This is a genomic window from Salipaludibacillus sp. CUR1 (genome assembly GCF_021028955.1).
Lineage (GTDB): Bacteria > Bacillota > Bacilli > Bacillales > Salisediminibacteriaceae > Salipaludibacillus.
Genome location: NZ_JAIWPE010000065.1, coordinates 1 through 7351 on the forward strand (window position 1 = coordinate 1; position 7351 = coordinate 7351).

7 protein-coding genes and 1 tRNA gene are annotated in these 7351 nt (G+C 46.3%); 5 read left to right on the forward strand and 3 right to left on the reverse strand.

From position 1 onward, the window contains the following. Positions 1-202: 202 nt before the first annotated feature. Positions 203-278, forward strand: a tRNA-Arg gene (locus tag K8O68_RS14145). A 95-nt stretch (positions 279-373) separates the two neighbouring features. On the opposite strand, the gene thrB is transcribed toward K8O68_RS14145, so the two are convergent. The 3 genes from thrB to K8O68_RS14160 are packed head-to-tail and all read right to left on the reverse strand — an operon-like array spanning position 374 to position 3650. Beyond that, positions 374-1294: a homoserine kinase gene (gene thrB, locus K8O68_RS14150; protein WP_230897510.1), complete on the reverse strand. Its 921-nt coding sequence runs from the start codon at positions 1292-1294 to the stop codon at positions 374-376. Then, entirely contained in the window at positions 1291-2352 is a 1062-nt protein-coding gene (gene thrC, locus K8O68_RS14155; RefSeq protein WP_304619516.1) for a threonine synthase, read from the reverse strand. The genes thrB and thrC overlap by 4 nt, the downstream gene beginning before the upstream one ends. Continuing rightward, positions 2349-3650: a homoserine dehydrogenase gene (locus K8O68_RS14160; protein WP_230897511.1), complete on the reverse strand. Its 1302-nt coding sequence runs from the start codon at positions 3648-3650 to the stop codon at positions 2349-2351. Before K8O68_RS14160 ends, thrC begins: the two co-directional genes overlap by 4 nt. A 222-nt stretch (positions 3651-3872) precedes the next feature. Here K8O68_RS14160 and K8O68_RS14165 point away from each other — a divergent pair, with 222 nt between their 5' ends. From K8O68_RS14165 to yidC, 4 genes are all read left to right on the forward strand, one after another. After that, positions 3873-4802 carry an acetamidase/formamidase family protein gene (locus K8O68_RS14165; protein ID WP_230897512.1) on the forward strand — a complete coding sequence of 310 codons (930 nt, stop codon included), beginning with the start codon at positions 3873-3875 and terminating at the stop codon, positions 4800-4802. 31 nt (positions 4803-4833) lie between these two features. After that, complete coding sequence (locus K8O68_RS14170) at positions 4834-5826, forward strand: Gfo/Idh/MocA family protein (RefSeq protein WP_230897513.1); 993 nt, start codon at positions 4834-4836, stop codon at positions 5824-5826. Positions 5827-5914: 88 nt separating this feature from the next. After that, positions 5915-6277, forward strand: a complete 363-nt coding sequence (locus K8O68_RS14175; protein WP_093055697.1) for a hypothetical protein — start codon at positions 5915-5917, stop codon at positions 6275-6277. Beyond that, a complete protein-coding gene (yidC, locus tag K8O68_RS14180; protein WP_230897514.1) occupies positions 6223-7044 on the forward strand; it encodes a membrane protein insertase YidC in 822 nt (273 codons plus the stop codon). Before K8O68_RS14175 ends, yidC begins: the two co-directional genes overlap by 55 nt. Positions 7045-7351 lie beyond the last annotated feature (307 nt).

Below are 7351 nucleotides of genomic sequence, written 5' to 3' on the forward strand. Positions count from 1 at the left end.
TTTGTAGAGGATTGGGAACAAGTATTGGTCTCTCCTCTACAATAGGAGCTTTTTTTGTGTTTGTAAACTCAAAATTACATTATATTCCATTCATGCAAGGCTACTGGGTCTGTCCCCCCAGTTATTGGAATAAAAGTTTTCCTTTATAATATGAGAAATTTATTATATAATATTGGGTGGACCTTTTACATAAAAGTCATCCGGCTCCGTAGCTCAGTGGATAGAGCGTAGGTTTCCTAAACCTTGCGTCGCAGGTTCGATTCCTGCCGGGGCCGCCATCATTAAATACATAAAAAAAACCTCGACAGCACACATGCTGATCGAGGTTTTTTTATTAAATGCGTTTGAATGGAGCTCTTCTGTCTGCGGCAGCTTACAGCTGGTTTGAAGAGACAGCGTTGGCAGAGACAACGACACCGTCCCGGTCGACTTCGAGCAGCTCAACCGAGTGTGAAGGGAAATGCCCTCTGAGCTGCAGCCTCACTTCTTTGCCGTATCCGCGAGGTACGAAAAACAATACGATTGGTCCGGCTCCGCTTAGAGTAGCTCCATAGACAGGGAGCTCTCCAGTTAGTTCTGCCGCTTTCTGCCATTCAGGAATATGCGGCATCCTGAAAGGAAGATGGAACAGATCTTTTGTCATCATCTTTCCTGCAAGCTCCCAGTTCCCCTGCAGAATGGCTGCTACGAGAACGTTGCTAATACTGCTGGCTTCCACCGCATCCCGGTAAGAGAACTCTTTAGGGAGCGTATCACGGGATTCTTTAGTACTCAGCTCATAATCCGGAATAACTGCAACAAGGTCAATATCCGGGGTACCAGCCAGAACAATATCTGTCTCTTCGTCACGGTGGCTTCCGATAATCAGGCCGCCGTAAACAGACGGTGCGACATTATCCGGGTGGCCTTCATATTGGCTGGCCCAGCGTGCTTTTTCATCAGCCGGCAACTCCAGCCCGAGCAGCTGATTGGCCAGCTCAATTCCAGCTACAATAGCGGTGGCGCTGCTGCCAAAGCCACGGGAGAGAGGGATGTCGCTGTCCATTTTCACATGGGCCGAAGGAAGATTTTCCCCGTATTCGCCGGCGATCCAGTCAGCTATTTTAAAAATTAAATTATCCTTCCCGGCAGGAATTCCATCAAGATTATCTGACTGGGCTTCAAAACGCCATGTGTCTCCCGGTTCCACTGTCAACGTTAAATACCTGTTCAGTGCCATGCCGACAGAATCAAATCCGGGACCTAAATTGGCCGTGCTGGCCGGGACACGGATCGTAAAAAGGGAGTTCTTCATTGTTTCACACGCCCTAACATATGGTCGATAACCACGGACTCCTCGTTTGGAAGTGCCACAGGCTTGACTGGTGCAGTATCAATCGCCGTATTTGGATCTTTCAGTCCGTTACCCGTTAAGACGGCTACGACACGTGAGCCTTTTTTGATTTCACCTGTTGCCAGCTGCTTCCTTAAGCCTGCGATCGAAGCGGCTGAGGCCGGTTCAGCAAATACACCTTCTTCACGGGCTAAAAGCTTATAAGCATCAACAATTTCTTCATCAGTGACATAATCAATTTTTCCAGAAGAATCTTCAGCGGCTTTCACCGCTTTATCCCAGCTTGCCGGGTTGCCGATTCTGATAGCGGTAGCAACTGTCTCTGGGGCGTCAATCACCTTATTTTTTACGATAGCTGCGGCGCCTTCTGCTTCAAAGCCCCGCATTTGAGGGAGACCGGTCCCTTTCTCAGCGTGATATTCAGAGAATCCTTTCCAGTAAGCAGTGATATTCCCTGCGTTTCCGACCGGAATGGACAGCACATCAGGCGCCGCACCGAGTGCATCGCAAATTTCGAAAGCTGCTGTTTTCTGGCCCTCTATCCGGTACGGGTTTACCGAGTTTACGAGTGTAATGGGTGATTGCTCTGCAAGACTGCGCACCATCTGCAGCGCGTTATCGAAATTACCTTCAATGCTGAAGATCTCAGCACCGTAAACAACTGCCTGAGCGAGTTTGCCCATCGCGATTTTACCTTCCGGGATGACTATGAGACAGCGCATATTTGCCTGCGCTGCATATGCGGCAGCAGCTGCAGAAGTATTTCCTGTAGAAGCGCACATAATCGCCTCGCTGCCGGCTTCCTTGGCTTTTGCGACTGCCATGACCATGCCGCGGTCTTTGAAAGACCCGGTCGGATTAGCGCCGTCATATTTCACATGCAGATCAATGTCCAGTTTTTCCGAGAGGTTTTTAAGCGGCAAAAGGGGTGTATTCCCTTCCTGCAGTGACAGCATAGGTGTCTTTTCATTAACAGGTAAATATGATTTATATTCTTCTAAAAGTCCACGCCACATCATTTTTTAATTTCCCCTTCCACACGGTAGCTGCTTTTAACTTCTACCACGACATCCGTGTCGTTTAGTTTTTCAAGCACAGTCTCGTAGTTCTTCTTTGACACCCCATGAGTGACTAGAATAATTTCCGCCAGTTTCCCGTCGTTAAGAGGCACTTGCAGGATTTTTTCCAGGCTGACGCCATATTCATCAAACAGTGAAGTAAGAGCTGAGAAGGTGCCAGGCACATCCTTCGCGTGAATACGCAGGAAGTATTTTGAAAAAATCTCTTCGTCTTTTTTCAGTTTTTTATCGAACTGGGGAATAACGACGCTGTTTCCGTTCACACCGAGCCGTTTATTTTTTAAAACTTCCACAAGGTCGGATACTACTGCTGTTGCTGTTGGCAGCTGTCCTGCTCCTGCTCCGTAGAACATCGTCTCGCCAACGGCTTCACCGTAAACATAGACGGCATTGTATTCATCATCAACGCCTGCTAACGGGTGATCATGAGGAACAAGTGCTGGCTGGACACTGACTTCTACTTTGTCATCACAGCGATTCGCTATGCCGACAAGCTTCATTGTGTATCCCAGCTGATCGCCGTAAGACAAGTCTTCGCTCGTAACATCAGTTATTCCCTTTACATCCACATCATCAAGATTAAGGTTCATAGAGAAGCCAAGCGTTCCGAGAATAGATATTTTACGGGCCGCATCGAGGCCTTCTACATCTGCAGTCGGGTCTGCTTCAGCGTAGCCAAGAGCCTGAGCTTCTTTAAGCACTTCGTTATAGACTCGTCCTTCTTTTGACATTTTTGTCAAAATGTAATTTGTTGTGCCGTTCACAATACCCATCATTTTTGTAATCCGGTCGGAAGCAAGCCCTTCAACAAGCGTGCGGAGGATAGGAATACCACCGGCCACACTCGCTTCATAAAATAAATCACAGTCTTGTTTATCAGCTAACTCAAGAAGTTCGCTTCCGTGGACTGCCATAAGGTCTTTGTTGGCTGTGACCACATGTTTCCGGTTTTCCAGAGCATGGCTGATATAGCTTTTAGCATCATCAATTCCGCCCATAACTTCGACCACCACGTCGATGTCCGGGTCCTCTAGGATTTCCTGAGGATCCACTGTCAGCTGGCCGGATTCCACATTAACGTCCCGTTTCTTTTCTAAATTACTGACGAGAATTTTTTTAACATTAACCGCACAGCCAAGCTGATGTGCTAATTTATCCTGATGGTCCTGGATAATTTGCAGGACACCCGTCCCGACTGTTCCAAAACCAAGTAAGCCTACGTTCATTTCTTTTTTCATATGAGACTCCCCCTTGAAAACGTCTTCTTTTAAAGTACATTTGTATTTGTATACAGGACATTATAGAGAGGTTTTGGAGCTAATACAACAGTTTTAATCTAAAAAATCATTAAAAAGTTCATAATTGAACATGTTTGCGCTTTCATTCTGAAATATCTGAATTCCTATGATATTATTAAATTGAAATTATTTCTATTTTCGAAATAAAGGAGCGGATAAGTGATGAGTCATAATCATACTATTCACCGTCATTGCCACCATTTTACATGGGACAACTCTATTGAGCCAGTTTACTCTGTGGAACCGGGGAAAAGCCTAAATTTTGAAGTGACAGACAGTTCCGCGGGACAGCTTAACTCAAAGTCTGTAAAAGAAGATGTTGCAGGGCTCGATTTCGAACGTGTAAACCCTGTAAATGGCCCCGTTTACGTTAATGGCGCACAGCCGGGAGATACGCTGGAAGTCGAAATTGAAGGATTTGGCCCGCAAAGCTGGGGGTGGACAGCCGTCATACCGGGGTTTGGCCTTCTCCACGAACAGTTTCAGGATCCTTATTTAAAAATCTGGGATTTAAAAAAAGGAAAAGCAGAGTTTCTTTCCGGAATAGAGATCCCGATTGCCCCGTTTCCAGGTACCATCGGCGTAGCTCTGCCTGAAAAGGGGACTTACAGCGTGGTACCGCCAAGGAAAAATGGAGGCAACATGGACATTCGGCATTTAACAAAAGGAACAAAGCTGTACTTGCCAGTGTGGGTGGAGGGAGCCCTTTTTTCAGTAGGCGATACGCATGCCGCCCAGGGAGACGGAGAAGTGTGCGGCACAGCCATTGAGGCCCCAATGGATATTCAGCTCCGCTTTAAACTTCATAAAGGAAAGCAAATAAGCGAGCCGCAATTTGAAACGCCTGGGCCTTTAAACCCTGGGCCAGAGTCAAAAGGGTATTTCGCCACGACCGGCTACGGAGAAGATTTAATGACGGCCACAAAGAAAGCTGTCACATATATGATTGAACACCTCGTCATGAAATACGGCCTGAGTGATGTGGAAGCCTATGCGTTATGCAGTGTGGCTGTGGATTTAAAACTGAGCGAAGTGGTGGACGTGCCTCATTATTTAGTTTCAGCTTATCTGCCGTTAAACATATTTAAATAGTTGTCCGCATAACATAAGGAAGGAGACCGGTATGGTCAGGTATGGAATAATAGGAACGAACTTTATTACAGAATGGTTTATTGAAGCCGGAAACACTTTAGATAGCTTTCAGCTGTCTGCTGTTTATTCCCGGACGAAAGAACGGGCTGAAACGTTCGCGGATAAATACGGCGGGGCAGAGGTTTTCACCACAATAGAAGAGATGGCAAAAAGCCCGTTAATTGATGCTGTGTATATTGCCAGTCCCACATCGCTTCATGCTGAACAGGCGATCCTTTGCATGAAGCACGGAAAACATGTGTTATGTGAAAAGCCGATGGCTTCCCACCACAAGGAAGTGGAACAGATGGTCCGGGTGGCAGAAGAAAATGGGGTTATATTAATGGAAGCTGTAAAAAGTACGGCTTTGCCTAATTTTCAGAAACTGAAACAAGCTGTCAGTAAAGTGGCGCCGGTCAGGAGGATGGTTACAAGCTACTGTCAGTATTCGTCACGCTACGACGCTTTTAAAGAAGGAACTGTATTGAACGCATTTAACCCGCAATTTTCAAACGGCGCATTAATGGATATTGGCCTTTACTGCCTTTATCCAATTGTTGACTTGTTCGGAAAGCCGGACAAGGTTAAAGCTTCGGGGATTAAACTGAGTTCAGGAGTGGATGGGGAAGGGACAGTGATTCTGACATATCCTGAAATGGAAGCAGTAGCCATGTACTCGAAAATCACCAATTCATCTCTCCCTTCAGAGATTCAGGGTGAAAAAGGAACGATCATTATTAACCATATCCAAAAGCTAAGCTCTCTTGAGATTTATTACCTGGACGGGTCAGTGGAGAATGTAACTGTGTCGCAGGACAAGCCGGATATGGTTTATGAAATCGAAGTATTCCATAATAAAATTCACAGACTTCCCGGTGCCGGCTCTGTTAACTCGCTTGACACTTCAAAGCTTACATCAGAGGTAATGACTTCAGCAAGAGACCAGTTACAGGTATGCTTTCCTGCTGATCACTCACGTCTTTAAACGGTCGTCACTAAACCAACTTTGACTTTTCAAGTTGAATGAACGATAATAACCTTATTTGGTACGTACGAAAAGGAGGTGAATACAGATGATGTTCGAATTTTCCCAGGACCTCGTTCCGGTTTTATTAACAATCAGCTTATATATGACATTTGCCGGCGCACACCTGATTCAGTTTATGTCCCATGAATCAGCGGCTGCCAACCGGTCACTGACCCAGAAGCAGCTGCACTCGTGGCACAGCCGCCTTGCTCCGTCAAATATGCTCTTGGACCTCAGAGTCGACCGCCTGTCCTGGCTTACCCGAATGATGGGGCGGAAAGAGGGACCGGAAGACGACGGAGACTATCTATCCTTCTCGATTGATAAGCTACAAACACATCGAGGAGGATATACATGGAAAAAAACTCTGTATTCACCAGACTTAAAAAATATAGTCCGATTGTTTTAATCGGCGTTCTTTTACTTTTAACATTAAGCGGCTGCCAGGCAAATATGGAACCGATAGATGCCGAAACAGCGGGGGTCTTTAATCACTATGTGATTTACCCGTTTTCCTTTGCCATCAAGTTTCTCGCTGGTATTTTTAACGGCAATTACGGACTGTCCATTATTTTCATGACTTTCCTGTTGAGACTTGCCCTTATGCCGCTGATGATGAAGCAGCATAAAAGCCAGCTTTTCATGAGGGAGAAGATGGCCGTCATCCAGCCGGAAATGGACGAAATTAAGGGAAAATTCAAGGATAAAAATTCAGCCGAAGATAAACAGAAAATGCAGAAGGAAATGATGGCTCTGTACGAAAAGCATAATTTCAACCCGCTGACGTCTATGGGCTGTCTTCCAATGCTGATCCAATTTCCGATCCTGATTGGATTCTACTATGCGATCATGCGGACACCTGAAATTGCCCAGCATAATTTTCTCTGGTTTAACTTAGGCGCCACAGATATGGTCCTGCCGTTTGTGGCAGCCGCTGTTTATTTCGTACAGTTTAAAGTATCGCAAATCGGAATCGACTCTGCCCAGCAAAAGCAGCTTGCAATGCTAGGCTATGTTACCCCGGCGATCATGGGGATCTTCTCATTTAATGTCGCCGCAGCTCTTCCTTTGTACTGGTCGGTTGGGGGATTGTTCCTTATTTTCCAAACCGTCTTATTCAAATGGATATACCGGGAAAAACAGCCAGCCTTCAAAACGGCTGTAGAACCTAAATAACAATTACACGCACCTGCAAAGCTTTTCAGCTTTTGCAGGTGTTTTTTATTTATGAGCGTTGGTATGAGGTCGCTGGCACAGGGGCAGAGGGAACGAGCGGGTGTGGGGTGGGTGATACGCGGGTGCTACGCGAGTAACAGGTAAGTGGGTGTTACAAACGGCCCAGGGAGGAAACGCGAGAAAAAAGGCGTAAGGAAGAGCAGCGTCAGGGTGGGTGCTACGTGGGTGATACTCGAGTAACAGGTAAGTGGGTGCTGCAAACGGCCCAGGGAGGAAACGCGAGAAAAAAGGCGTAAGGAAGAGCAGC

Excerpts from the sequence above, each read along its gene's own strand:
- K8O68_RS14175 (WP_093055697.1), top strand. The coding sequence starts at position 5,915 with ATGATGTTCGAATTTTCCCAGGACCTCGTTCCGGTTTTATTAACAATC.
- K8O68_RS14160 (WP_230897511.1), bottom strand. The coding sequence starts at position 3,650 with ATGAAAAAAGAAATGAACGTAGGCTTACTTGGTTTTGGAACAGTCGGG.
- thrC (WP_304619516.1), bottom strand. The coding sequence starts at position 2,352 with ATGATGTGGCGTGGACTTTTAGAAGAATATAAATCATATTTACCTGTT.
- thrB (WP_230897510.1), bottom strand. The coding sequence starts at position 1,294 with ATGAAGAACTCCCTTTTTACGATCCGTGTCCCGGCCAGCACGGCCAAT.
- K8O68_RS14170 (WP_230897513.1), top strand. The coding sequence starts at position 4,834 with ATGGTCAGGTATGGAATAATAGGAACGAACTTTATTACAGAATGGTTT.
- yidC (WP_230897514.1), top strand. The coding sequence starts at position 6,223 with ATGGAAAAAAACTCTGTATTCACCAGACTTAAAAAATATAGTCCGATT.
- K8O68_RS14165 (WP_230897512.1), top strand. The coding sequence starts at position 3,873 with ATGAGTCATAATCATACTATTCACCGTCATTGCCACCATTTTACATGG.